Source organism: Pseudomonas sp. LBUM1676, assembly GCF_059695605.1.
In genome coordinates, this window is the sequence record NZ_CP166777.1 from 231,336 (window position 1) to 254,116 (window position 22,781).

Below are 22,781 nucleotides of genomic sequence, written 5' to 3' on the forward strand. Positions count from 1 at the left end.
GGAGACCGTGGCGCGACCTTCGCGAGCAGGCTCGCTCCCACAGGGATCGCATAAATCCTGTGGGAGCGAGCCTGCTCGCGATAAGGTCCGAAGGACCTTCAAAGATTAGTTGCTGATGGCCAGAATGCTCGCCTGATACGACCCGACAAACACATCGAAATCGCCGACTTCGTTCTGCTCCAGCTCCACCTGCTGAGCCAGCGACAAACGCGCCCGCTCTTCAAACGTCGCTTGCTCCTCGGTACTCAACGGCTCGCTGCGGAAAAACTCCGCATGCGCCTGGCTCTGGCGCAGGGAGAACTGGGCAAAGCTCTCCTTGTGCTCGGCCATCGCCGCCAGCACCTGGGCCGATGGCGTCAGGGACGCGTCCTTGACCTTGGCCAGTTGCGCATCCAATGCCTTGCTGTGGGCATCGCCGCCATGGCTTTGATCAAGCATCGCGGCAAGCGGAGCAATTTTTTCCAGCAATTCGCCGGCCCATTCCTTCAGGTCGACCGGTTGCCCGTCGCGCTGCAGTTGCAGCCCCGGACGACGACCTTCCTTGACCACGCTGAGGAAGTTCGAGGTCGCGTTGCCGCACGAGGTATTGGTCAGCAGCGGACTGTCGTTCAGCGCGCAATACAGCAGGAACGCATCGAGGAACCGCGACTCCGGCAGGTCAATGCCCATCGGCAGGAACGGGTTGATGTCGAGGCAACGCACTTCGACGTACTGGATGCCGCGGGCCACCAGGGCCTGAATCGGCCGTTCGCCGGTGTAAGTCACGCGTTTGGGGCGGATGTTGGAGTAATACTCGTTTTCGATCTGCAGGATGTTGGTGTTGAGCTGAACCCACTCGCCATCCTGATGCGTGCCGATTTCGACATACGGCGCATACGGTGTCGCCACCGCTTTGCGCAGGCTGTCGGTGTAGCTGGCCAGATCGTTGTAGCACGGCGTCAAACCGGCCTGAGCGTTGCTCTGGTAACCCAGATCGCTCATGCGCAGGCTGGTGGCGTAGGGCAGGTATAGGGTGTCCGGGTCCAGTTGCTCCAGCTGGTGCGCACGACCACGCAGGAAACCGGCATCCAGCGCTGGTGAGGCACCGAACAGGTACATCAGCAGCCAGCTGTAGCGGCGGAAGTTACGAATCAGCGCGATGTAGGACGACGACTGGAAATCCCGGTTGGTGCCGACAAAACCTTCAGATTCCTTGAGCAGCGGCCAGAGTTTTTCCGGCAGGGAAAAGTTGTAGTGAATCCCGGCGATGCACTGCATGGTCTTGCCATAGCGCAGGGCCAGGCCCTTGCGATAGACATACTTGAGCTGGCCGATGTTGGAGGTGCCGTAGTAGGCAATCGGGATATCTTCCTCGGCCGGCAAAGGGCACGGCATCGATGGACTCCACAGGTACTCGCTGCCGAGCTTGCTGTAGGCAAAACGGTGGATCTTGTCCAGACTCGCCAGCGTATCGGCGGGGTCGGGCAGGGCGGGCGTGATGAACTCCAGCAGCGACTCGGAATAGTCGGTGGTGATTTGTTCGTTGGTCAGCGCGGAACCCAATTCTTCCGGGTGCGGCGTTTGCGCCAGGCGACCTTCGCCGGTCACGCGCAGGCATTCACGTTCGATGCCGTGAAGACACTGTTCGAGCAGAGAGAGGTTAGCGCGCTCGCCGAGCAGAGCCAGGCGGCGGTTGAGAAGTTCGCTCAAGTTGGATTCCTTCACGCGTCAGTCGCCCCAATATGGGGGTGGGCAAGACGGTCTACAAGGGTGAAGTTGAAACTGGCGTTTTCGCCTGGTTTTCGGATCGCACTGGACGGGTGGCAGCCAGCCAGGGAGTGATCGCCGCAATCCCTGTTGGAGCGAGCCTGCTCGCGAAGAGGGACTGTCAGTTGATATTTAAGTCACCTGACAAACCTTCGCGAGCAGGCTCGCTCCCACAGGGAATTTCGGCGCTGCGGTCACAGCGCTGAAATTAACTCAAATTGATGGCTTCTAGCTACAGGACAGCGAACGTGCCTTGTGCTTTTGCGACCAGTTTGTCGCCCTGCATCACATCCGCTTCGACCACCAGCGTGCGTCGGCCCGGGTGGATCACCCGTGCCGTACACATCACTTCACCGTCGGCGACGGCGCGAATGTAGTTGATCTTGCACTCGATGGTCGCACTCTGCTGGTCAAAGCCGTGGGTACTGGAACAGGCCAGCCCCATGGCAATGTCCACCAGACTGAACAAGGCCCCGCCGTGCAGCTTGCCGCCGCGATTGCGCAGCTCTGGCGAAAGCCCGAGGGCGACTTGCGCCACCCCGGTCTCGAGGCTGTGCAAGCGGCACCCCAGCAGCTTGAAAAACGCGCTTTCGGTCAGCCCGGCAGGAATGTCCATCAGCGTTTCTTCAACTGCTTGGCGTTGGCGAACAGCGAAGCCATGGCGTTGTTGGCCGGAGCCGCCGCCGTGGTTTCCTTGCGCGGTGCAGTGTTCTGTGACTGGCGCGGTGCCGACCCCGGACGCGCACCACGGGCACCGTCGATTTTCTCGCCCGGGGTGTCGCTCATGCGCATCGACAGGCCAACGCGTTTGCGCGGGATGTCGACTTCCATGACCTTCACTTTCACCACGTCACCGGCCTTCACCGCTTCACGCGGATCCTTGATGAACTTCTCCGAAAGCGCAGAGATATGCACCAAACCGTCCTGATGCACGCCGATGTCGACGAACGCGCCGAAGTTGGTCACGTTGGTCACCACGCCTTCGAGGATCATCCCCAGTTGCAGGTCCTTGAGGTCTTCGACGCCTTCCTGGAACTCAGCGGTCTTGAACTCGGGACGCGGGTCACGGCCAGGTTTTTCCAGCTCTTGCAGGATGTCGGTGACCGTTGGCAGACCGAAGGTTTCATCGGTGTACTTCTTCGGATCGAGGCGCTTGAGGAACGCGGCGTCGCCGATCAGCGAGCGGATATCGCGGTCAGTCTCGGCGGCAATGCGCTGGACCAGCGGATAGGCTTCCGGGTGGACGGCGGACGAATCCAGCGGGTTGTCGCCGTTCATCACGCGCAGGAAGCCGGCGGCCTGTTCGAAGGTTTTTTCACCCAGGCGCGCGACTTTCTTCAACGCGGCGCGAGTCTTGAATGCACCGTGCTCGTCGCGGTGGCTGACGATGTTTTGCGCCAGGGTCGCGTTTAGACCGGAGATACGGGCCAGCAGCGCCACGGAGGCGGTGTTCACATCCACACCGACGGCGTTCACGCAGTCTTCAACCACTGCATCCAGGCCGCGTGCCAGTTTCAGCTGCGACACGTCGTGCTGGTACTGGCCGACACCGATGGATTTCGGATCGATTTTAACCAGCTCGGCCAGCGGATCCTGCAGACGACGGGCGATCGACACCGCGCCACGGATCGACACGTCGAGGTCCGGGAACTCCTTGGAGGCCAGTTCCGACGCCGAGTAAACCGAAGCACCGGCTTCGGACACCATGACTTTGGTCATCTTCATGGCTGGGTATTTTTTGATCAGTTCAGCGGCCAGCTTGTCGGTTTCGCGACTGGCGGTACCGTTGCCGATAGCGATCAGGTCCACTGCATGCTTGGCGCACAGGGCCGCGAGAATCGCGAGGGTCTGGTCCCACTTGTTGTGCGGCACGTGCGGGTAAACCGTGGCGTGATCCAGCAGTTTGCCGGTGGAATCGACCACCGCGACCTTGCAACCGGTGCGCAGGCCCGGGTCGAGGCCCAACGTGGCGCGCGGGCCAGCCGGCGCCGACAGCAACAAGTCGTGCAGGTTATGGGCGAACACGTTGATCGCTTCGGTTTCCGCGCCATCGCGCAGTTCGCCCAGCAGATCGGTTTCCAGGTGGGTGTAGAGCTTGACCTTCCAGGTCCAGCGCACCACCTCGCCCAGCCATTTGTCGGCGGCGCGGTTCTGGTTCTGGATGCCGAATTGTTGGCCGATCATGCCTTCGCAGGGGTGCATGGCGCCGGGCAATTCGTCGCCGACTTTCAGCGCGGAGCTGAGAATGCCTTCGTTGCGGCCACGGAAAATGGCGAGGGCGCGGTGCGACGGCATGCTTTTGAGCGGTTCGTCGTGTTCGAAATAGTCGCGGAACTTGGCGCCTTCCTCTTCCTTGCCGGCGATGACGCGGGCACTGAGGGTGGCTTCCTGCTTGAGGTAGCTGCGCAGCTTGTCCAGCAGGCCCGCGTCTTCGGCGAAGCGTTCCATCAGGATGTACTTGGCGCCTTCGAGGGCGGCTTTCACATCGGCCACGCCTTTTTCGGCGTCGACGAAGCGCGCGGCTTCAGCATCTGGCGTCAGGGTCGGGTCGTTGAACAAGCCGTCGGCCAGCTCGCCGAGGCCGGCTTCCAGAGCGATCTGGCCCTTGGTGCGGCGCTTTTGCTTGTACGGCAGGTACAAGTCTTCGAGGCGGGTCTTGGTGTCGGCGAGCTTGATGTCGCGCTCAAGCGCAGGTGTCAGCTTGCCTTGCTCCTGGATACTGGCGAGGATGCTGATGCGCCGTTCGTCGAGTTCTCGCAGGTAGCGCAGACGCTCTTCCAGATGACGCAACTGGATGTCATCGAGGCTGCCGGTCACTTCTTTCCGGTAACGGGCGATGAAGGGCACCGTGGAGCCTTCATCGAGTAGCGCGACGGCCGCTTCGACCTGTTGTGGGCGGACACCGAGTTCCTCGGCGATGCGGCTGTTGATGCTGTCCATAAAACCACCTGACAAATTGTGAAAGCAGGCTCGCAGGCGCAAAGTCAAAGGCTCGGCGAGACTGGTTGAGCGGCCTGGCCTGCGCCGCTACCTGGATCAACAGGCATCCCGTTGACCCGTGAAATCGAACAATTACTGCCTGCGCCATGAAAATAAATAGCGGTCGCCGCAGGAATGATCAGACGTTGCCTGACACAAAAGGCCGCGCATTATAACCAGCGTTCTGTGATTCGGGGGCAACAGAGGCCGCAGGCACAATGCCTGGATTCCTGGCGGTGAAGGAAAAATCTGCTAACAATGCACACGGTGCGTATAACGGCAGCTACGCCATAATGCGCGCCGAGATCAAAGGAGCATCCAATGAGCAGCACTGCAAACATTGCTGAAGGCGAAAAAATTCTTATCGTTGACGACGATCCGGGGCTCAGCAGCCTGCTGGAGCGCTTTTTCGTCAGCAAGGGCTACCGCGCCCGCGCCGTCCCGAACACTGAACAAATGGACCGTCTGCTGGCACGTGAAGTGTTCAACCTGGTCGTCCTCGACCTGATGCTGCCCGGCGAAGACGGCCTGACCGCCTGCCGCCGGCTGCGCACCGCGAACAACCAGATTCCGATCATCATGCTCACCGCCAAGGGCGATGAGCTGAGCCGCATCAAGGGCCTGGAGCTGGGCGCCGACGATTACCTGGCCAAGCCGTTCAACCCGGACGAGCTGATGGCTCGGGTCAAAGCTGTCTTGCGGCGTCAGGCAGCACCGGTGCCGGGCGCGCCGGGCAGCGAAGACGAAAGCGTGACCTTCGGTGACTACGAGCTGTCCCTGGCCACTCGCGAGCTCAAGCGCGGTGACGAGGTGCACATGCTCACCACCGGTGAGTTCGCGGTGCTCAAGGCGCTGGTGATGAACGCCCGCCAGCCACTGACCCGCGACAAACTGATGAACCTGGCCCGTGGTCGCGAGTGGGATGCGCTGGAGCGTTCCATCGATGTGCAGATTTCCCGTCTGCGCCGGATGATCGAACCTGATCCGTCCAAGCCACGCTACATCCAGACGGTTTGGGGCGTGGGTTACGTGTTCGTTCCGGATGGCGCCGCCACCAAGTGATCGGCGATTTGTAGGGGCGAGTCGAGCGGGCGACGATCAGATGATCTTGCCCGCAGACTCGCGATCTGCAATATGCGAGCATCGCTCGCTTCTGCATGTATGTAGCGGTTATCAATGAAAACCCCCGTTTGGTTCCCCCAGAGCTTTTTTTCACGCACCCTTTGGCTGGTGCTGATCGTCGTCCTGTTCTCCAAGGCGCTGACCCTGGTTTACCTGTTGATGAACGAAGACGTGCTGGTGGACCGCCAATACAGCCACGGCGTCGCCCTGACGCTGCGCGCCTATTGGGCGGCGGATGAAGAAAACCGCGAGAAGATCGCCGATGCCGCCACCCTGATCAGGGTGGTGGGCGCCGGTGTGCCGGAAGGTGAACAGCACTGGCCTTACAGCGAGATCTACCAGCGACAGATGCAGGCCGAACTGGGGGAAGACACCGAAGTGCGATTACGCATGCACTCCCCGCCGGCACTGTGGGTTCGAGCCCCCAGCCTGGGTGATGGCTGGCTGAAAGTACCGCTTTACCCGCATCCGCTGCGCGGCCAGAAAATCTGGAACGTGCTCGGCTGGTTTCTCGCCATCGGTCTACTGTCCACCGCCTCGGCGTGGATCTTTGTCAGCCAGCTCAACCAACCCCTGAAACGTCTGGTCTATGCCGCCCGGCAACTCGGTCAGGGCCGCAGCGTGCGCCTGCCGATCAGCGATACGCCGAGTGAAATGACCGAGGTGTACCGTGCCTTCAACCAGATGGCCGAAGACGTCGAACAAGCTGGCCGCGAGCGCGAGTTGATGCTGGCCGGGGTGTCCCACGATCTGCGCACGCCCCTGACCCGTTTGCGCCTGTCCCTGGAATTGATGGGCGACCACAGCGACCTGACGGACGACATGGTCCGCGACATCGAAGACATGGACGCGATTCTCGATCAGTTCCTGGCCTTCATCCGCGATGGCCGTGACGAGTCGGTGGAAGAGGTGGACTTGACCGACCTGGTGCGTGAAGTTGCCTCGCCGTATAACCAGAATGAAGAAAAAGTGCGGCTGCGCCTGGAACCGATCCAACCCTTCCCGCTACGTCGGGTGTCGATGAAACGTCTGCTGAACAACCTGATCGGCAACGCCTTGCATCACGCTGGCAGCGGGGTCGAGGTGGCGGCTTATGTATCCGGGGATGTCAGCGCGCCGTATGTGGTGCTGAGCGTCATGGACCGTGGCGCGGGGATTGATCCGTCGGAGCTTGAGGCGATCTTCAACCCGTTCACTCGTGGTGACCGTGCCCGAGGTGGCAAGGGCACCGGGCTGGGCCTGGCGATCGTGAAACGGATTGCTTCGATGCATGGCGGCAATGTCGAGTTGCGCAACCGTTCCGGGGGCGGGCTGGAAGCGCGGGTGCGGTTGCCGTTGGGGTTGATGTTGCCCCGGGATGCGGTTTAAAGGGCTAACACCTTTGTTGCGGCGGACGGCCTCTTCGCGAGCAGGCTCGCTCCCACCTGAATTTGCGCCGGATGTGAGATCTTCATCCACCGCAGATCATCTGTGGGAGCGAGCCTGCTCGCGAAGGCGGCATCACTGCTACCGCAAAGATCAGGAATCAGCCCTTACCTTTGGTCCGCGTCATATTCGGCCCACCATTCTTCTCAAGATGCTCAATGATGATCCCCGCCACGTTCTTGCTGGTGGTGGTCTCGATCCCCTCCAGCCCCGGCGACGAATTCACTTCCATCACCAGCGGCCCATGATTGGATCGCAGGATATCTACACCGGCCACCGCCAAACCCATCACCTTTGCCGCACGCAATGCCGTCATGCGTTCTTCCGGTGTGATCTTGATCAGGCTGGCGCTGCCGCCCCGGTGCAGGTTGGAGCGAAACTCCCCGGGCTTGGCCTGGCGTTTCATCGCCGCGATCACCTTGTCACCGACCACAAAGCAGCGAATGTCCGCACCGCCCGCTTCCTTGATGTACTCCTGAACCATGATGTTCTGCTTGAGGCCCATGAACGCCTCGATCACCGACTCCGCCGCCGTCGCGGTTTCGCACAGCACCACGCCGATGCCTTGGGTGCCTTCCAGCACCTTGATCACCAGCGGCGCACCATTGACCATCGCGATCAAATCGGGAATGTCGTCCGGGGAGTGGGCAAAACCGGTGACCGGCAAACCGATCCCACGGCGGGACAGCAACTGCAACGAACGCAGCTTGTCCCGCGAGCGAGCGATGGCCACCGATTCATTGAGCGGAAACACGCCCATCATTTCGAACTGACGCAACACCGCACAGCCATAAAACGTCACCGACGCACCGATCCGCGGAATCACCGCGTCGAAACCTTCCAGCGGCCTGCCGCGGTAGTGGATCTGCGGTTTATGGCTGGCAATGTTCATGTAGGCGCGCAGGGTGTCGATCACCACCATTTCATGGCCACGCTCGGTCCCGGCTTCGACCAGACGACGAGTGGAATACAGACGCGGGTTCCGCGACAGCACAGCGATCTTCATGCAACACCTGTGGAAGAGGTAGATACCGGGAACACCGGCTTGTCTTGAACATATTTGATGCCTGGATTGACCACCAACTGGCCGTCGATCAGGGCTTTGGAGCCGAGTAACAGGCGATAACGCATGGACTTGCGGCAGGCGAGGGTGAACTCGACCCGCCAGACCCGATCGCCGAGGGCCAGGGTGGTGCTGACCACGTAACGCATCTGTGCGTGGCCATTGGAGCTTTTGATGGTCTTTCTCGTCACCAGTGGTGCTTCGCAGCGCCGGTGACGCAGTTGCACCACCGTGCCCAGGTGCGCGGTAAAGCGAACCCACTGTTCGCCCTCGCGCTCGAACGGCTCGATGTCGGTGGCGTGCAGGCTGGAAGTGCTGGCGCCGGTGTCGATTTTTGCCCGCAGGCCCGCGACTCCCAAATCAGGGAGCGCCACCCACTCGCGCAGACCGACAACGGTCAAATGGTCAAATGTCTTCAATAGGAAAAACCGGCGATTAACGCGTCCAGGCCCCGGGATTCACTGGGGCCAACGCTTTGAATGCAGGTTTGGCGAACCAGTAACCCTGCATCAGAAAAATTCCACAGTCCGCCAGGAAATCCCGTTCTCCAGCGCTTTCAATGCCTTCGGCGATGACTGTAACGTTCAACTCCGCACACATTGTGACAACCCCCCGAACGATAGCCTGACGAACACGATCGCGGTCGACATCGCGGATCAGTGCCATGTCGAGTTTGATCAGGTCCGGTTGGAAATCAGCCAGCAGATTGAGCCCCGAGTAGCCCGCCCCGAAATCGTCGATGGCGGTCTTGAAGCCGAATTCGCGGTATTCACGCAGAATATTAGTCAAATGGCGATAGTTATCTACGTGCTGGCTTTCCAGGGTTTCGAAAATCAGCCGCTCGATGGGGAAATCGTGTTTTTTTGCCGCCTCCAGGGTGCTGCGAATACACAGCTCTGGACGGTACACGGCGTTAGGCATGAAGTTGATCGACAAGTGTGTCTGCATATTTAAATTTGCCGCGCCTTCAATGGCCCGGGTCCGGCAGAGCTGGTCGAAGCGGTAGCGATTCTGGTCCGTGATCTGATCGAGCACCGACAGCGCACCCTCTCCGGCAACGCCTCGTACCAATGCTTCATGGGCGAAAACCGACCGGTCGCGCAGATCAACGATCGGTTGATAGGCGAAGGCAAAATCAAAGCCCAATGGCTCGCTCTGTTGGCAACCCTGGCAGCCGACCTTGGGCGAGGTCAATGAAGACGGAAATATAGTCACTCGATCACTCCATGCCGGTGAACCGGCCTTGATCACATTCTATCTGGAGGGCCGGGTTCTTGCGCCCGACAGAAACGGTAGTACAGTTCCGACTATGAGCTGAATGAGGAATTCAAGTGGCACAAAAACAGGAAGAGGACGACAAGGTCCGTCTCGATAAATGGTTGTGGGCCGCGCGTTTCTATAAAACACGTGCCTTGGCCAAGTCGGCGATTGAAAGCGGCAAGGTGCATTGCCGGGGCGAGCGCTGCAAGCCGGGCAAGGAACCGAGGATCGGCGACGAGTTTCAGATTCGCCAAGGCTTCGAGGAACGCACGGTGGTCGTCCAGGCGTTATCCATCGTGCGCCGTGGCGCTCCGCAGGCTCAGGCGCTCTACGCTGAAACCGAAGCCAGCATCGCCAAGCGCGAAGCGGCAGCGGCCATGCGCAAGGCCGGTTCGCTGGGCGTGAGCACCGATGGCAAGCCGAGCAAGAAACAGCGACGGGATTTGTTCAAGTTTCGTGGCAGTAGCAACGACGAGTGATCCTGTTGTATCTGTGTGATTCGGGCGACTTGCACGAAGCAATCGGGCGCAAATTGCACCTCGCTTGGAACAAACCGCGGATTGTTCATAAAATGCCACCCTTGGCTGAACGTTGCGCACCACGCAACCGAGGCAATTTTCTACGCTTGTAACCCTTGCCATTACTTCAGATACCCAGACCTATGACCGACCTGACGGATACCGACTACACCCAACGCTTCATCTTCGATGACAGCGACACCCGCGGCGAGCTGGTTACGTTGGAGCGAAGCTACGCCGAAGCCCTGGCCAAACATCCCTATCCGGAGCCGGTCGCGCAGCTGCTCGGCGAACTGATGGCGGCAGCGTCGTTGCTGGTCGGCACTTTGAAGTTCGACGGTTTGCTGATTCTTCAGGCACGTTCTGATGGCCCGGTGCCGCTGCTGATGATCGAGTGCTCCAGCGAGCGTGAAATCCGCGGCCTGGCCCGTTATGAGGCCGACAGAATCGCACCTGATGCGACCCTCGCCGACCTGATGCCCAACGGCGTATTGGCGCTGACCGTCGACCCGACCCAGGGCCAGCGCTACCAAGGCATCGTCGATCTCGACGGTGAAACCCTGTCCGACTGTTTCACCAACTATTTCGTCATGTCCCAGCAGGTGAACACGCGCTTCTGGCTGTACGCCGATGGCCGTCGTGCCCGTGGCCTGTTGTTGCAGCAGTTGCCTGCCGACCGTCTGAAAGATGAAGAAGAGCGCGCCGCCAGCTGGCAGCACATCACCGCGCTGGCCAGCACCCTGACCGCCGATGAATTGCTTGGTCTTGACAACGAAACCGTACTTCATCGCCTCTACCATGAAGAGCAGGTTCGTCTGTTCGATGTGCAGAAACTACGCTTTCGTTGCAGCTGCTCGCGCGAACGTTCTGCCAATGCCCTGGTCAGTTTGGGACTTGAAGACGCGCAGGCACTGGTCATCGAACACGGTGGCAAAATCGAGATCGATTGCCAGTTCTGCAACGAACGCTACCTGTTCGACGCCGCCGATATCGTTCAATTGTTCGCCGGAGCGGGCGTCGAGACGCCGTCAGATACCCGTCACTAAAACGGTTCAGCGCAGGTAAATTCACTGGTTAGTGCCGGAATAACGCCGTTACGACGGGAGGGCCCTACTATTTTTGGGCTTTTCTGGCATAATCCGGCCCACTTTTTTCGCGGTAGTAGTGCACGACTTTCTACTACAAAACGTTTGGAGCACACTCGGCCAATGGCCGACGGGGAACCTCATGACGCAAGCCAATAACGCCGTGTACACCGATCTGAGTGTTGATGATCTGGTTAAAGAAGCCCTGAATCGCGGTGAAGGCGAGCTTGCCGATACCGGCGCGCTGGTTGTTCGCACCGGTCACCGTACCGGCCGCTCGCCAGTCGATCGTTTCATCGTTGAAGAGCCGACCACCCAGGACGCCATCGCCTGGGGCCCGATCAACCGCAAGTTCCCGGCCGACAAGTTCGATGCCCTGTGGAACCGCGTTGAAGCGTTCAACAATGCGCAAGAGCATTTCGTTTCCCACGTGCATGTAGGTGCGTCTGAAGACCACTACCTGGCCGTGAAGATGACTACCCAGACTGCCTGGCAGAACCTGTTCGGTCGTTGCCTGTTCATCAACCCGGAAAAGTACAACCCGGCTGGCCGTGATGAGTGGCAAGTGCTCAACGTTGCCAACTTCGAGTGCGTGCCAGAGCGTGACGGCACCAACTCCGACGGTTGCGTGATCCTCAACTTCGCTCAGAAGAAAGTGTTGATCGCTGGCATGCGTTACGCCGGTGAAATGAAGAAAGCCATGTTCTCGGTGCAGAACTTCCTGCTGCCGGCCGCCGACGTGCTGCCAATGCACTGCGCCGCCAACATTGGCGAAGCGGGCGACGTGACCCTGTTCTTCGGTCTGTCCGGCACCGGCAAGACCACCCTGTCCGCCGACGAAAGCCGTTACCTGATCGGTGACGACGAGCACGGCTGGGGCGAAGGCGTTGTCTTCAACATCGAAGGCGGCTGCTACGCCAAGTGCATCGACCTGTCCGAGAAGAACGAGCCGGTCATCTGGAAAGCCATCAAGCACGGCGCAGTCCTGGAAAACGTCGTGATCGACGACGCCAAGCACGCCGATTACGCTGATGTCAGCCTGACCCAGAACAGCCGCGCCGCCTACCCGCTGGAGCACGTTGCCAAGCGTTCCGAGAAGAACCTCGGTGGCGAGCCAAACGCTGTGATCTTCCTGACCTGCGACCTGACCGGCGTGCTGCCGCCAGTGTCGATTCTCAGCGAAGAACAAGCGGCCTATCACTTCCTGTCCGGCTACACCGCACTGGTGGGCTCGACCGAAATGGGTTCCGGCAGCGGCATCAAGTCGACCTTCTCCACCTGCTTCGGCGCACCGTTCTTCCCGCGTCCGGCCGGCGAATACGCAGAGCTGCTGATCAAGCGCATCCGCGGCTTCGGCTCCAAGGTCTACCTGGTCAACACCGGCTGGACCGGCGGCGGCTACGGCGTCGGCAAACGCTTCAACATCCCGACCACTCGTGGCGTGATCGCAGCGATCCAGAGCGGCGCGTTGATCGGTGCTGAAACCGAACACCTCGACACCATCAACCTCGACGTGCCACTGGCTGTGCCGGGCGTTGAGACTGGCCTGTTGAACCCACGTAACACCTGGGCTGACAAGGCTGCTTACGATGAGGCTGCTAAGGCATTGGCTGGGTTGTTCGTTGAGAACTTCAAGAAGTTCGAAGTGAGCGACGCGATCAAGGCTGCTGGGCCTAAGTTGTAAGCGTTGGTTTGATGTAATGAGAAAGCCGCCTTTAGGGGCGGCTTTTTTGTGGGCGCAATTCGGGTCATCAAAGATACAACTGCCATTATTCCAACTGAAAAGGCCTCAAACGGCCAGAATAATGGCACTTACGGGCTCAGCTAGATCCCTTCCGATTCCTGTGTATCCCATCGTTGCAACTTGATCGCTTGGTAAATCATTCCGATGGTCAGCGGGACCTTGTCGCCATGCCCCTTGGCCCGGTGCTTGAGGAATACGTCAAAGCCTTCGGGCTGGAAGTAGCGATAGGCGTCGTACGTTTGGGACGGGGATGATTGCATGAGCCGGAGTGTTTCGAATTCGAATGAGCTTTCGCTTTTAGATCGAGGTTTGCCTACCGCAGCCAATGCGCTTTAAAAGTCCTTGACAACAAAAGTTTATGCATGCGACAAATGTCCACGTTTTATGGAATGTGGACATTTTGGGTTTTGTAGTTCATGAAGAGTCAAGATATTTTTCTTCTATTCAAGATGACCAGTCTGCGTGCTCAGGAGGAAGGGTTCCAAATGGGCGGCTCAGTCTCAGGGGCAATTATCGGTGGTGCGCCGGCACCGGGTTTTGCCCTGAAGAATGTATCTGAAATTGGGCATGCCACCTTCGCTGATTCAAAAAACGAGGTTGTTACTGCCGGAACATTTATAGAGCAGGAGCAATACCCAGATTGGGGGTTGTTCGGTTCGAACACCACCGAATGGGGTAAACAGACCCTGGCAGGTTGGGAGGGGTGGGATGATCCTGAGCCGGAAACTCCAATTACCAGTTGGGCGGAGTGTTACTCGCTCAGAGCTCTTTCGTCCTCGCTAGGCCTAAGCAAGAGCGAAATATCGAACTCGATCGCTCGTTGCCGTGAAGCAGGTCTTCTGACAAATGATTTTGAAACCCATCTGCCGCAGGTCAATCGTCGAGCGCTGCTGGGCATTGCAGAGCATGCGCTCAAATACTTTTTCCCTGTGAAGCTGGGCGCCATTGTCCGTGGTATCCCGACAGGTTTTGCCGCGCCAGCGTTATCTAAGCACCTGAAAAGCGCAGGTGATCTGATACCCGTCTGGCCTGACCCGATCGGCAGTGAGAGAGGGCAAGCCATTGAGCCTCTGTACAAAACCGTTCCTGATGCCGTGAAGAAAGATCGGACGCTTTATCACTATTTGGCGCTTGCCGATGCGGTAAGGGTGGGGGGGCCGAGGGAGAGCAATGTGGCCATTAATTTATTGAAGGCAGGTATGGGCTTGTGAGCACGAATGCTGACCACAACTACGAGATGATTGAGTTCGTCGCGCAGGGATTGGGGGATGAGTTTTTGTCGGAGGTTGCCTTCGTCGGCGGTTGCACAACCGCGATGCTGGTCACCGATGACGCTGTGCTCGACGACATCCGTTTCACTGATGACGTTGATTTGGTAATCGAACTTGCGGGTATTCCAGCTTGGGAAAAGTTGACGCAGCGCTTGTTTGCGAAGGGATTCAAGATCACAGGAGAGGATGAGGTCAATTGCCGATTCCGGTTCAACGACATCATCGTTGATGTGATGCCGTCAGATGCGGCTGTGCTTGGCTATGCAAACCGCTGGTTCGTTGAGGGGCTCGCTCACGCGGTGAAGTTCGCGTTACCAGGTGGGACTGAAATCAAGATTTTCGAGCCGCCCTACTTTCTTGCTACCAAGCTTGAAGCCTTCAGCGGTCGTGGTGAAGGGGATCCGTATCACAAGGACGTTGAGGATATCGTCATTTTGATCGACGGTCGGCCAGGGCTACTGGAAGAGGTTTTGAGCGCTGATGCTGAACTAGTGCAGTTCATAGCCAGTGGTGTTCGGGGCCTGACGAAACTCAACGGCATTGATTATGCGATTCAAAGCTCAAGTTCTGTGAGAGCCAACCCGGAACGCGGCAAGCTCATTTTTCAACGTATGAAAGAGTTGAGCCAGCTAGGATGATATACGCGACCAGATCCGTAAAAGGGCAGGCGAGGGATGAAAATCGTGATTACGCTGGCGCAATATTCGATGGGGTCAGGGGCTTGTTTGTCATCGTCGATGGCACCTCAAAGCCCGGTAGCGGCCAACTTGCCCAAGGGTTGGCTCAGAAACTGATGGACGCCTATCAGTCGAGAGTCAGGCAGGGAATCGGCGATGCTACTCATGAATTGGCTGCGCAGTTGATTCGGTCGGTGCTCACTGATCTGCATGCCCCATTATTTTCCGAACTCTCAGGATCAACAAGCTACTTGGTGGCGGTTGTCGCAAACGACTTGCTGACGATTGCTTACGAGGGTGACTGCGGCTGCGGGATAGTTGATGCAGAGATGGGAATTGATTGGATAACGACGCCTCACTGCCTGGCTAATTGGAAGCGCGATCGATCGCACCGTGAACTGGCGTGCGATCCAGCACGTAACCGAATTACTCGAAGTTACAAGATCGGCAAAGTGCCTGATCCGGAGATTACGATCCGAACTGCGTTCGCTGGTGAACGGTTAGTGTTTGCTACGGACGGCTTCTGGGCCGACATGAGCGAGTTTCTTCAGGCTGAGGCCCTAAGGAAACCTGATATTGCTATCACTGACGTGGACGACGACGTGACCTGGATCGACGTTCGTTAGTAGGCGGTGCGTTCATCGCAGGCAAGCCAGCCTTCACAAAAGCGCGGCTTGCCGGTTAGTGCGTGATGTCAGGCAGGCGCTTTCCAGTTCACCATGCGTTGCTGTGCGACTTTTAGCAGGTCGCAGCCGTCCTGGGTCAAGAGGTAGAGCGCGTGGGTGATGTGGGGGATGTCTTCGACGTCACCGTGCTTGAAGCATTGGCAGTGCAGGGTTTGGAGCAGCTCGCTGGAGGCTCGGATGCGCTGGAGGGCGGCTTCGAGGATGTCTTGGGGGTTGGCTTCTGTGTCGATGATCAGGGGCGGGGAATCGGTGAGGTTGGTTTGGAGTGGACGATAGCGATTTACGAACGGATTTAATGTGGTCACTGAGGGACACCTCTATCTAAATGGAAAAATGTGCGTCTCTTTTTCGAGTGACCAAACTCGAGTCGCTGATTTGGCAGCGACTGTTCGACTATAGAAGTGAACTCCCGGGCTGCGATAGAAGACAAGGCATTTTCAGTTGTAGTCCCGGGATGAAGCTTTCATAGGGCGTTGCCTACAGGTTTGTTCAGCGCGGAATTTCTTGCGAATTGATTGGCATCAGGCGCACCGCGTTATCGTTTATCGCGAGCAGGCTCGCTCCCACAGGGACATCGACCGGCGGCGGTTTTTGGTAATCGCTGTCGGGCGACTTCGAGCAGTTCGTTGCCATCCTGGGTCAGCAGGTAGAGGGCACTGACGATGTTGGGGATGTCGCTCGCGTCGGCCTGTTTGAAGCACAGGCAGTACAGCGTTTCGAGCAGGTCGCTGGCGGCGCGGATGCGTTGGCGGGCGGCGTCGAGGATTTCGTGAGGGTCGGCCTCGGTGTCGATGACCAGCACGGGGGTGTCGCTGTAGCTGGTTCTTAGCGGGCGGTAGCGGTCTGTAAGTAGATCGGGGTTGTTCATCGAGGTCAGTCCTGTGGGAAGTCGGGCAGTCTCGCCGGCAGGCCGACACACGTTTCAGCCTCGCCGGAGACTATAGAAGGGTGAGGCTCGATGGGACAAGACAGCCGCGATGGACAGGTTTTGTAGGGGGTTTACCGGCTTTTTGGGATTCGGCCTACGCGCTTGCGAGGTTTTTTACAGCAGAGTCCCTGAAGGTAAAAAATCCCACTGGTTTGTCAGGCGAAGCGCGACACCCCCCGGTATGGTGCGCGCCAGATTGTGTAGGATTTTTCTAAGGTGTCGTGTCGGGATTGCTGGACGGGGCCTGGCGCGAGGCCGCTTCAAGGTCCATCAATCCTCTACCGTACGCCTCACTGTTGGCATAGATGCCAGTGCGGTTCGCCGTTGCCAACAGGCGTTCGCGGACTTGCTGGGCCGTAAGCTCGGGATAGCGGCTGTGCAATGCCGCCAGGGCACCGCTGACCAGCGCGGCAGCGGGAGAGGTGCCGGCAGTCTGCACGTAGTTGCCGTCCTTGCTGGTGGTCAGCAGGCCTTGCCCCGCGCCGGAATCGCCACCCGGTACGGCGATGCACCAGGCTGCCGCCACGCCGCAGTAATTGGACTTTGCATTGATGGCACTGCCGTCGTTCTTCAGTGCCACCACAGCGATCCAGCCCTTTTCCAGTTCGGGTAGGGCGAGCGGTAAGCCGGGTTCGGCCAGCGGTTCTCGTTTCAGTTCGTTGCCAGTCGGGAACACAAATACCGCGCCGTCCTGGACCAATTTACGCGCGGTAACCAAGGACTCTGGCATGACCTGGTTGTAGCGTGCCTCGTTGATCTCCGTCGCCGGGATGGCATTGGCCCACGAGTTGTTGAGAATGCGCGCGCCCTTGTCGAAACCGGCTTGCCAGGATTGGGCAATTTCACTGTCGAAGAAAAATGGCTCGTTGTCGTCGCCGAAACGAAAGGGGATCAGTTGTGCATTGAACGCAACACCGTGCATGCCCTGGTCATCCTTGTTGGCTGCAAGTATGCCGGCCATCTGTGTGCCGTGACCGATCCGGTCGAAAGTGCCGGGCTTGTTCTCGACATAGTCAAAGCCCGGATCACGGATTCGTCCCTGGAATTGCGGCAGGCTGGTATTCAAACCGGAGTCAACCAGCGCTACGGCCACGCCCTGGCCGGTGCCGCCGCGGGCATAAAGGGTTGATGCATGAATGATTGCCAGGCCCTTCTGGGCTTGGTACTCCGGTGTTTCGAAGCGGGTCGGATCGATGGCCGGTTGCACAGGGGTTGTCAGGCAGCCACTCAACAGCAATGGCAGTGCAAGCGCAGAGGCGAGCGAAAAACTGGGTCGTTGAAGCATGGTCGTTCCTTGATGAATATCTGCGCGCTTCGGATGTCCTGCCGTGATGAGGTTCCGCGCAGAAGGGTTCTTTCGAAGGTGAACCTTACCGGTGGAAATGAGCACATGTGATGGAGGCAAAGTGCCCCGTTTGTTTCAGCCTATGGCGAAGGTTGACCCGATGGACGCTGTATCATCCCGTATCGTTTTTACCCCAGACCTTTTCTCGACTCGCTGCGATCGCCGGCTAGGCTTTTGGCATCGCAGCAGTCAACGGAGTGACAGCTTATGCACAACACCCTGGAACAGGTTTTCGGTTATCCACAGTTTCGGCCCGGCCAGGAAGCGGCGGTCAGCGCTGTGTTAGCCGGGCGCTCGGCGGCGGCGATTTTTCCGACCGGCTCGGGCAAATCTCTTTGTTATCAATTGCCGGCCCTGTTGCTGCCGCACCTGACGTTGGTCGTTTCGCCGCTGCTGGCGCTGATGCAGGATCAACTGGCCTTCCTGCAACGCCATGGCATTGCGGCGGGCAGTATCGATTCGGCCCAGAGCCGCGAGGACGCCAGCGATGTGATGGCCCGGGCGAAGTCCGGCGAGCTGAAGATTTTGATGATTTCCGTGGAGCGCCTGAAAAACGAACGTTTCCGCAATTTCTTGCAGCAAGTGCCGATCTCGCTGCTGGTGGTGGACGAGGCGCACTGTATTTCCGAGTGGGGCCACAACTTTCGCCCCGACTATCTCAAGCTTCCTGACTATCAGCGCCAGTTCAACATCCCGCAGGCGCTGCTGCTGACCGCCACGGCGACCCCCAAGGTAATTGCCGATATGGAGGCAAAGTTCGCCATCGCCCCCGAAGATGTGGTGACCACCGGTTTCTACCGCTCCAACCTCAATCTATGGGTAGAACCGGTGCGCGGTCAGGACAAACGCAGACGCCTTGTCGAATGGATGAGCCAGCGTCCCGGCCAGCCGAGCATCGTCTACATCACTCTGCAGAAAACCGCCGAACACATTGCTGAACACCTGGGTCGCAATGGCATTCAAGCCGAGGCCTACCACGCCGGTCTGCCCCATGAACAACGAGAAGCGATCCAGAAACGATTCATGGGCGGCCAGTCCAATTGCATCGTCGCCACCATCGCTTTCGGCATGGGTATCGACAAGAGTGACATCCGCAACGTAGTGCATTTCGACCTGCCCAAATCCATCGAAAACTACAGCCAGGAGATCGGTCGCGCCGGGCGCGACGGACAGCCATCCGACTGCCTGGTTTTGGCCAACCGCGACAGCCTCAACGTGCTGGAAAACTTCGTCTACGGCGACACACCGGAACTGGACGGCATCCGCCGCGTGCTGGATGAGTTGCAGACCGCGGCACCCGAAGGGCAGTGGGAGTTTCTGTTGGGCCCGCTCGCGGATCAGAGCAACATTCGCCAGCTGCCGCTCAAAACCTTGCTGGTGCAGTTGGAGCTGCGAAGGATCATCGCGCCGCGCTACGCCTATTACGCCGAATATCGCTTCAAGTATTTGCAGGAACCCGAAGTCTTGCTGGCTCGTTTCGAGGGTGAGCGCAGGGATTTCGTCGCGGCGATCATCCAGACCTCCCCCCGTGCGCGAACCTGGGCTACGGTGAACTTCGATGCGCTGTACGAGCAGCATCAAGCCGAGCGCAATCGGGTGGTCAGGGCGCTGGACTATTTCCAGGAGAAGGGGTGGGTGGAGCTTGAAAGCAAGCAGATGACCGAGGTCTACAGCTTGCTGCAAACGGATTTCGACAGTCAGGCCCTGAGCGCCGAGCTGCACGCTTGTTTCACCCAGCATGAACGCACCGAAATCGCGCGGATTCACGCCATGCTGGAGCTGTTCGCCACCGACCACTGCCTGGGTTATCGGCTGGCCGCGTACTTCGGCGACGAGAATGCGCCCCGGCAATGCGGGCATTGCTCGGTGTGTCACGGGCAGGTAGCGCGACTGCCGGCACCACCGGCGTTACCGGCGCTTGTGGATAAAAATTTCGAAGTGCTGTGCAGTGATTTTATCCACAGGCATGAGCAGCACACCGGCAGCGCGCCATCGGCTGAGCGCGTGACGCGGTTTCTGTGCGGGATCAGCGTTCCGCTGTTTACCAAGCTCAAGGTCAAGTCGATTTCGGGGTTTGCGACGCTGGAGGATTATCCGTATGCCCAAGTGCGGGAGTGGGCCGAGGCGCATTTGTCAGGTTGAAATCCGGTCGATGTGGGAGCGAGCAAGCCCACTCCCACAGGGATCTCGGTGTCTGGCCTGACCATATCCATCCGCTGAATGTCGCTCATCACAGGAATAAATTTCAAAAAGCTCCGGCGGCTGACTATGGTGAGGGCTGTCTTCGGATCGCCAACAAGAGAACAATCATGAGCCAGACGCCGTTCGACATTCAGCGCGCAGCCGTCATCGGCGCGGGCACCATGGGCCGTGGCATTGTCATGTGCCTGGCCAACGCCGGGGTGCCCGTGCAATGGCTCGACAACGATCCGCGGATGCTTGAGCAGGCGCTGGCTGCGGTGGCTGACACCTACGCCCAGCACGTGCGCCAGGGTCGTCTCGATCAGGGCGAGGCACATGCGCGTGTAGCGCGGGTGACAGCGGCGGTCGGGTATGCGGCAATCCACGATGTCGATCTGGTCATTGAAGCGGTTTACGAAAATCTCGAGCTCAAGCAGAAAATCTTCCCCGAAATGGATGGCCTGCTCAAACCCGAAGCCATTCTGGCCAGCAACACCTCGGCGCTGGATATCGACGCCATTGCTGCAGCCACTCGCCGTGCGCAACAGGTCCTGGGCCTGCACTTTTTCAGCCCGGCGCACATCATGAAACTGCTGGAAATTGTCCGCGGCGGGCAGACGTCGCCGGCAGTGCTGGCTGCGGCGCTGGAGCTGGGCAAGCGCATGGGCAAGGTCAGTGTGGTGTCGGGTAACTGTCCCGGGTTCATCGGCAATCGCATGCTTCGTCCCTATGTACTCGAAGCGCGCAAAATGTTGCTCGAAGGTGCTTATCCCTATCAGGTCGACGCGGCACTGCAAGCGTTCGGCTTCGCCATGGGGCCGTTTCGCATGTACGACGTGGTCGGCATCGATCTGGAATGGCGTGCCCGGCAGCTCGCGGGCAAGGGGCAGGATGCGCCGCAGGTGCAGGTAGACAACCGTTTGTGCGAGCTGGGACGGTTTGGTCAGAAAAGTGGTGACGGGTATTACCACTATGAACCGGGCAGTCGGCAGGCTGAGCACGATGTGACGGTCGATGCGCTGGTGCTGCAGATCAGCGAGGAGCTGGGCTTCCATCGTCGCGAGATCGGGCCTGAGGAGGTCCTGGAGCGCTGCTTGCTGGCACTGGTCAATGAAGGGGCGAAGATTCTTCAGGAAGGCATTGCCGGGTCTGCACACGACATCGATCTGGTTTACCTCAACGGTTATGGTTTCCCGATGGACAAGGGCGGGCCGATGGCCTGGGCGGACCAGCAGGGGTTGGCGGATATCCATCAGCGGTTGTTGGCGCTTGAGACCCGGCAAGGTGATCACTGGCGGCCGGCGCGGTTGATGGGTGAATTGGTGGCGCAGGGGAAAGGGTTTGCTGACATGTGATTGATGTGGCGGTGCGACGATTCGACTTGCTCGCGAAGAACGATAACGCGGTTATTCGCCTTAAACTGGCAATCCAACTCCAGGAACCGACACTGATGTCTACTCCAATGCCCGAACGCACCGACTATCCTCACTTCCAGCCCGTCACCACCCGCTGGCATGACAACGATGCCTACGGCCATATCAACAACGTGACCTACTACAGCTTCTTCGACACGGCAGTGAACACCTACTTGATCGAAGTCGGCGGCCTGGATATCCATGACGGCGAAGTCGTGGGTTTTGTGGTGAGTTCGGCCTGTGATTATTTTTCCTCTATCGCTTTCCCGGACCGGATCGAGATCGGTTTGCGCGTGGGCAAGCTGGGCAACAGTTCTGTGCAGTACGAACTGGCGGTGTTCAAGGCAGGCGAAGACGAAGCCTGCGCGGCGGGGCGCTTTGTGCATGTGTTCGTTGATCGCGCATCGAATCAACCCGTGGCGATTCCTGCCGGGTTGCGCGGGGCGCTGGAGCGACTGGTGATTTGACCGGCAAAAAAAATCGCAGCCTCCGGGCTGCGATTTTTTCATCTGCTGTCTACGAGGCCATGCGGGCCTCAGTGACGGCGATACTTCTTGTGATGATGCTTGCGATGCCCGTAGTGGTTACCACGATCATGATGGTCGCCACGGTAGCGACGATCACCACGGCTACGACGATCATCATCGTCGTCATCGCTCTTGTTGCCCATGTAGTTACCCAGCGCGCCACCAGCGCCGCCGCCTGCTGCGGAGCCGATCAGGCTGCCGGTGGTGCCGCCCATGCTGCGGCCAACCACGTTACCGCCCGCTGCGCCCAACGCACCACCGATGGCGGCTTCGCCACGGCTGCGTTTGTCTGCGCCGACTGCGCTACCACCCGCGCCGCCCAGGGCCGCGCCAATGGTGGAACCTGTACTGCCGCCTAACGACTGACCGACGACCGAGCCCAAAACCCCGCCCAATGCGCCGCCCACACCTGCTTCGGTGGTGCCGCCGGCAGAAGCGAAGCCACTGACCAGGCCAAGGGACAACAAGAGAATCGAGGAGAACTTCATAGAGAAACCTCAAGGGGATGACGGCGCGATCCTGAGGCTGTGTCATGGTTGTGACAATCGAAATCCGACGAGTAACACGACTTCAACACATTTCTATAAGTTACTGTTTTATAGGCGGAACTTAACTGTTTTTTGCCGGTCTTTAGTTACTTCGGAATGGCCGTTTTTGTGAAAAAACGGCCTTTTTTGTGGGCGTTTGCAAAGTGGCGGATCCGGAAGAATTGGTGAATGTCCGACCGCTTTCGCGAGCAGGCTCGCTCCCACAGTGGATCTTCGTCGAACAGAAATGCTGTGGCCACTGCAAATTCAATGTGGGAGCGA

Annotated in this window: 21 protein-coding genes and 1 pseudogene; 11 read left to right on the forward strand and 11 right to left on the reverse strand. The window is 58.9% G+C overall.

From position 1 onward, the window contains the following. Positions 1 to 105 precede the first annotated feature (105 nt). The 3 genes from gshA to ACA041_RS01090 all read right to left on the reverse strand — a co-directional run bounded on the left by gshA (position 106) and on the right by ACA041_RS01090 (position 4,686). Entirely contained in the window at positions 106 to 1,689 is a 1,584-nt protein-coding gene (gene gshA / locus ACA041_RS01080; RefSeq protein ID WP_497439512.1) for a glutamate--cysteine ligase, read from the reverse strand. A 289-nt stretch (positions 1,690 to 1,978) separates the two neighbouring features. After that, positions 1,979 to 2,362: a PaaI family thioesterase gene (locus tag ACA041_RS01085; RefSeq protein WP_401356833.1), complete on the reverse strand. Its 384-nt coding sequence runs from the start codon at positions 2,360 to 2,362 to the stop codon at positions 1,979 to 1,981. After that, positions 2,362 to 4,686, reverse strand: coding sequence for a Tex family protein (locus ACA041_RS01090; protein WP_497439513.1), 2,325 nt, complete (start codon positions 4,684 to 4,686; stop codon positions 2,362 to 2,364). Before ACA041_RS01090 ends, ACA041_RS01085 begins: the two co-directional genes overlap by 1 nt. Before the next feature lie 360 nt (positions 4,687 to 5,046). Here ACA041_RS01090 and ompR point away from each other — a divergent pair, with 360 nt between their 5' ends. Together ompR and ACA041_RS01100 are read left to right on the forward strand one after the other, a co-directional pair. Then, entirely contained in the window at positions 5,047 to 5,787 is a 741-nt protein-coding gene (gene ompR, locus ACA041_RS01095) for an osmolarity response regulator transcription factor OmpR (RefSeq protein ID WP_007903084.1), read from the forward strand. A 114-nt stretch (positions 5,788 to 5,901) separates the two neighbouring features. Further along, the gene (locus ACA041_RS01100) at positions 5,902 to 7,215 is read left to right on the forward strand and encodes an ATP-binding protein (RefSeq protein WP_497439514.1); all 1,314 of its coding nucleotides are present in this window, start codon (positions 5,902 to 5,904) and stop codon (positions 7,213 to 7,215) included. A 157-nt stretch (positions 7,216 to 7,372) separates the two neighbouring features. Here the strand turns inward: ACA041_RS01100 and rimK are convergent, their stop codons facing one another. The 3 genes from rimK to rimA are packed head-to-tail and all read right to left on the reverse strand — an operon-like array spanning position 7,373 to position 9,550. Continuing rightward, the gene (rimK, locus tag ACA041_RS01105; RefSeq protein ID WP_064675391.1) at positions 7,373 to 8,278 is read right to left on the reverse strand and encodes a 30S ribosomal protein S6--L-glutamate ligase; all 906 of its coding nucleotides are present in this window, start codon (positions 8,276 to 8,278) and stop codon (positions 7,373 to 7,375) included. Continuing rightward, the gene (gene rimB, locus ACA041_RS01110; protein WP_064675392.1) at positions 8,275 to 8,754 is read right to left on the reverse strand and encodes a retropepsin-like aspartic endopeptidase RimB; all 480 of its coding nucleotides are present in this window, start codon (positions 8,752 to 8,754) and stop codon (positions 8,275 to 8,277) included. The genes rimK and rimB overlap by 4 nt, the downstream gene beginning before the upstream one ends. A gap of 16 nt (positions 8,755 to 8,770) precedes the next feature. Next, positions 8,771 to 9,550 (reverse strand): S6 modification regulatory phosphodiesterase RimA, encoded by a 780-nt coding sequence (gene rimA, locus ACA041_RS01115; RefSeq protein ID WP_497441983.1) that lies wholly within the window; start codon positions 9,548 to 9,550, stop codon positions 8,771 to 8,773. A 116-nt stretch (positions 9,551 to 9,666) separates the two neighbouring features. Between rimA and ACA041_RS01120 the strand changes: the two genes are divergently transcribed. The 3 genes from ACA041_RS01120 to ACA041_RS01130 all read left to right on the forward strand — a co-directional run bounded on the left by ACA041_RS01120 (position 9,667) and on the right by ACA041_RS01130 (position 12,882). Further along, positions 9,667 to 10,074, forward strand: a complete 408-nt coding sequence (locus ACA041_RS01120; RefSeq protein WP_497439515.1) for an RNA-binding S4 domain-containing protein — start codon at positions 9,667 to 9,669, stop codon at positions 10,072 to 10,074. Between the two features lie 182 nt (positions 10,075 to 10,256). Next, entirely contained in the window at positions 10,257 to 11,159 is a 903-nt protein-coding gene (gene hslO, locus ACA041_RS01125) for an Hsp33 family molecular chaperone HslO (RefSeq protein ID WP_497439516.1), read from the forward strand. A gap of 181 nt (positions 11,160 to 11,340) precedes the next feature. After that, positions 11,341 to 12,882, forward strand: a complete 1,542-nt coding sequence (locus tag ACA041_RS01130; protein WP_497439517.1) for a phosphoenolpyruvate carboxykinase — start codon at positions 11,341 to 11,343, stop codon at positions 12,880 to 12,882. 140 nt (positions 12,883 to 13,022) lie between these two features. Here the strand turns inward: ACA041_RS01130 and ACA041_RS01135 are convergent. After that, positions 13,023 to 13,178: pseudogene (locus ACA041_RS01135) on the reverse strand (DUF1493 family protein); the annotation flags it as partial. A 180-nt stretch (positions 13,179 to 13,358) separates the two neighbouring features. Between ACA041_RS01135 and ACA041_RS01140 the strand changes: the two are divergent. From ACA041_RS01140 to ACA041_RS01150, 3 genes are all read left to right on the forward strand, one after another. Continuing rightward, positions 13,359 to 14,153, forward strand: a complete 795-nt coding sequence (locus tag ACA041_RS01140) for a MarR family transcriptional regulator (RefSeq protein ID WP_497439518.1) — start codon at positions 13,359 to 13,361, stop codon at positions 14,151 to 14,153. Next, entirely contained in the window at positions 14,150 to 14,851 is a 702-nt protein-coding gene (locus ACA041_RS01145) for a nucleotidyl transferase AbiEii/AbiGii toxin family protein (protein WP_497439519.1), read from the forward strand. The genes ACA041_RS01140 and ACA041_RS01145 overlap by 4 nt, the downstream gene beginning before the upstream one ends. Before the next feature lie 83 nt (positions 14,852 to 14,934). Beyond that, positions 14,935 to 15,516, forward strand: a complete 582-nt coding sequence (locus ACA041_RS01150; RefSeq protein WP_497439520.1) for a PP2C family serine/threonine-protein phosphatase — start codon at positions 14,935 to 14,937, stop codon at positions 15,514 to 15,516. Positions 15,517 to 15,584: 68 nt separating this feature from the next. Here ACA041_RS01150 and ACA041_RS01155 read toward each other — a convergent pair whose 3' ends face one another. The 3 genes from ACA041_RS01155 to ACA041_RS01165 form a co-directional block, all read right to left on the reverse strand. After that, positions 15,585 to 15,881, reverse strand: coding sequence for a hypothetical protein (locus tag ACA041_RS01155; RefSeq protein ID WP_497439521.1), 297 nt, complete (start codon positions 15,879 to 15,881; stop codon positions 15,585 to 15,587). A gap of 230 nt (positions 15,882 to 16,111) precedes the next feature. After that, positions 16,112 to 16,444: a hypothetical protein gene (locus ACA041_RS01160; protein ID WP_497439522.1), complete on the reverse strand. Its 333-nt coding sequence runs from the start codon at positions 16,442 to 16,444 to the stop codon at positions 16,112 to 16,114. A gap of 271 nt (positions 16,445 to 16,715) precedes the next feature. Further along, positions 16,716 to 17,789: a S8 family peptidase gene (locus tag ACA041_RS01165; RefSeq protein ID WP_497439523.1), complete on the reverse strand. Its 1,074-nt coding sequence runs from the start codon at positions 17,787 to 17,789 to the stop codon at positions 16,716 to 16,718. Between the two features lie 267 nt (positions 17,790 to 18,056). Between ACA041_RS01165 and ACA041_RS01170 the strand changes: the two genes are divergently transcribed. The 3 genes from ACA041_RS01170 to ACA041_RS01180 all read left to right on the forward strand — a co-directional run bounded on the left by ACA041_RS01170 (position 18,057) and on the right by ACA041_RS01180 (position 21,912). Beyond that, positions 18,057 to 19,991, forward strand: a complete 1,935-nt coding sequence (locus ACA041_RS01170; protein WP_497439524.1) for a RecQ family ATP-dependent DNA helicase — start codon at positions 18,057 to 18,059, stop codon at positions 19,989 to 19,991. Between the two features lie 167 nt (positions 19,992 to 20,158). After that, the gene (locus tag ACA041_RS01175; protein ID WP_497439525.1) at positions 20,159 to 21,385 is read left to right on the forward strand and encodes a 3-hydroxyacyl-CoA dehydrogenase; all 1,227 of its coding nucleotides are present in this window, start codon (positions 20,159 to 20,161) and stop codon (positions 21,383 to 21,385) included. A 107-nt stretch (positions 21,386 to 21,492) separates the two neighbouring features. Beyond that, a complete protein-coding gene (locus ACA041_RS01180; protein ID WP_497441984.1) occupies positions 21,493 to 21,912 on the forward strand; it encodes an acyl-CoA thioesterase in 420 nt (139 codons plus the stop codon). A 68-nt stretch (positions 21,913 to 21,980) separates the two neighbouring features. Here ACA041_RS01180 and ACA041_RS01185 read toward each other — a convergent pair whose 3' ends face one another. Continuing rightward, positions 21,981 to 22,460: a glycine zipper domain-containing protein gene (locus ACA041_RS01185; protein WP_497439526.1), complete on the reverse strand. Its 480-nt coding sequence runs from the start codon at positions 22,458 to 22,460 to the stop codon at positions 21,981 to 21,983. Between the last annotated feature and the right edge of the window lie 321 nt (positions 22,461 to 22,781).

What these genes read in the sequence shown, in the direction of transcription:
- ACA041_RS01185 (WP_497439526.1), bottom strand. Translation starts at nt 22,460, where the DNA reads ATGAAGTTCTCCTCGATTCTCTTGTTGTCCCTTGGCCTGGTCAGTGGC.
- hslO (WP_497439516.1), top strand. Translation starts at nt 10,257, where the DNA reads ATGACCGACCTGACGGATACCGACTACACCCAACGCTTCATCTTCGAT.
- ACA041_RS01130 (WP_497439517.1), top strand. Translation starts at nt 11,341, where the DNA reads ATGACGCAAGCCAATAACGCCGTGTACACCGATCTGAGTGTTGATGAT.
- ACA041_RS01170 (WP_497439524.1), top strand. Translation starts at nt 18,057, where the DNA reads ATGCACAACACCCTGGAACAGGTTTTCGGTTATCCACAGTTTCGGCCC.
- ACA041_RS01140 (WP_497439518.1), top strand. Translation starts at nt 13,359, where the DNA reads ATGAAGAGTCAAGATATTTTTCTTCTATTCAAGATGACCAGTCTGCGT.
- ompR (WP_007903084.1), top strand. Translation starts at nt 5,047, where the DNA reads ATGAGCAGCACTGCAAACATTGCTGAAGGCGAAAAAATTCTTATCGTT.
- ACA041_RS01085 (WP_401356833.1), bottom strand. Translation starts at nt 2,362, where the DNA reads ATGGACATTCCTGCCGGGCTGACCGAAAGCGCGTTTTTCAAGCTGCTG.
- ACA041_RS01100 (WP_497439514.1), top strand. Translation starts at nt 5,902, where the DNA reads ATGAAAACCCCCGTTTGGTTCCCCCAGAGCTTTTTTTCACGCACCCTT.
- ACA041_RS01165 (WP_497439523.1), bottom strand. Translation starts at nt 17,789, where the DNA reads ATGCTTCAACGACCCAGTTTTTCGCTCGCCTCTGCGCTTGCACTGCCA.
- ACA041_RS01160 (WP_497439522.1), bottom strand. Translation starts at nt 16,444, where the DNA reads ATGAACAACCCCGATCTACTTACAGACCGCTACCGCCCGCTAAGAACC.
- ACA041_RS01090 (WP_497439513.1), bottom strand. Translation starts at nt 4,686, where the DNA reads ATGGACAGCATCAACAGCCGCATCGCCGAGGAACTCGGTGTCCGCCCA.
- ACA041_RS01180 (WP_497441984.1), top strand. Translation starts at nt 21,493, where the DNA reads ATGCCCGAACGCACCGACTATCCTCACTTCCAGCCCGTCACCACCCGC.
- ACA041_RS01175 (WP_497439525.1), top strand. Translation starts at nt 20,159, where the DNA reads ATGAGCCAGACGCCGTTCGACATTCAGCGCGCAGCCGTCATCGGCGCG.
- rimK (WP_064675391.1), bottom strand. Translation starts at nt 8,278, where the DNA reads ATGAAGATCGCTGTGCTGTCGCGGAACCCGCGTCTGTATTCCACTCGT.